1 pseudogene is annotated in these 322 nt (G+C 68.0%); it reads left to right on the top strand.

Going from position 1 to position 322, the window contains the following annotated elements:
- Positions 1 to 322 (top strand): annotated as a pseudogene (locus tag EN874_RS32830) (amidohydrolase); the annotation flags it as partial.

Below are 322 nucleotides of genomic sequence, written 5' to 3'. Positions count from 1 at the left end.
CGCGTTCTCGCCGGCCTTTCCGCTTCGTCGCCCGATCCGGAAAAAGGTTCGATCGGCCGCGATCCGGCGACCGGCGCGCTGACCGGCATGATGATCGAATCCGCCGCCGGCATCGTCGAGCGCACCATCGCCCAATCCGGCCATTACACGCAGGAGATGGACCGCGCCGCGATGGCGCGCTCGATCGCGACGCTCAACTCCTACGGCGTCACCGCATTCCTCGACGCCGCAGCCATGCAGCCGATTCTTGCGGCGCTCAAGGGCCTCGACGATCGCGGCGAGCTCACTGCATGGTCAGTGTCGGCCATGCCCGCCGTCGAGC

It is taken from the genome of Mesorhizobium sp. M1D.F.Ca.ET.231.01.1.1, assembly GCF_003999155.2.
Taxonomy (GTDB): domain Bacteria; phylum Pseudomonadota; class Alphaproteobacteria; order Rhizobiales; family Rhizobiaceae; genus Mesorhizobium.
This window is presented reverse-complemented; position numbering and strand designations above follow the sequence as displayed.